Annotated in this window: 1 protein-coding gene; it reads left to right on the top strand. The window is 42.4% G+C overall.

What is annotated here, in order from left to right; translation table 11 throughout:
- Nucleotides 1–300 precede the first annotated feature (300 nt).
- Nucleotides 301–558 carry a hypothetical protein gene (locus tag TDIS_RS10690; protein WP_084271095.1) on the top strand — a complete coding sequence of 86 codons (258 nt, stop codon included), beginning with the start codon at nucleotides 301–303 and terminating at the stop codon, nucleotides 556–558.
- Nucleotides 559–776: the final 218 nt, after the last annotated feature.

Below are 776 nucleotides of genomic sequence, written 5' to 3'. Positions count from 1 at the left end.
TGACTCGGCTAACTGTAGTCAATATCTTAGAAACGCTAAAGATGTGTGGGGGAAAGATTTTGTCTGTATTACCGCCCTGGAATTGACCAAAAAGTAGCGCCTGCGCTCGTAAAACCACTTCCCTTCAGGTAATAGACGACAACGACAACGCCACCCACGAAAATATAGCTTTTGTGATCATAAGCGGAGGACCGAATTACAATGTTCAGACTTCCGGCAGTTCTACTACTCACATTTATATTCCCGGATATCCAAATGTAGACGATTACACCACTGATATGGATCGCCCTGAGCCCTACGATGACATGGTGCGTTATGTCAGTGCCCCAGGTACTAAAGAACGTAAAGGTAAAAGTGAAAAAACCGCTGGACGAGATAGAAGGCCTCAGTGAAAAAGTTAGGAGTATAAAAGAAATGTTGGGTGATAAAGGAAGAATTCTAGTTAGGCCCTCCGGAACCGAGCCCAAATATCGAGTCATGGTGGAGGGAGAAGACAGGGGTTTTATTGAAGAGTTAGCTGAAGAAGTGGCGGATTTCATAAAGCAAAGATTATGTTGAGTTCAATTCCTAAATTTCTTTGGTGGTTGGGAGCCCTATTTCTCTTAGGTGGAGTTTTTCTCGGAGGTTATAAATTTGTCTTTTCGCGAGCGATAAGTCTTTGCCTTTCTTGCATGGGGCTTCAATGAGAAAGAGAATTTTCATTCAGTTTCTATTTGCCTTATGGGCGAATTCCTATTTTGGTTTTCTCATAAAAGGGGGAATTTATACCGGGAAAT

The sequence above is a fragment of the Thermosulfurimonas dismutans genome (assembly GCF_001652585.1).
Lineage (GTDB): Bacteria > Desulfobacterota > Thermodesulfobacteria > Thermodesulfobacteriales > Thermodesulfobacteriaceae > Thermosulfurimonas > Thermosulfurimonas dismutans.
This window is presented reverse-complemented; position numbering and strand designations above follow the sequence as displayed.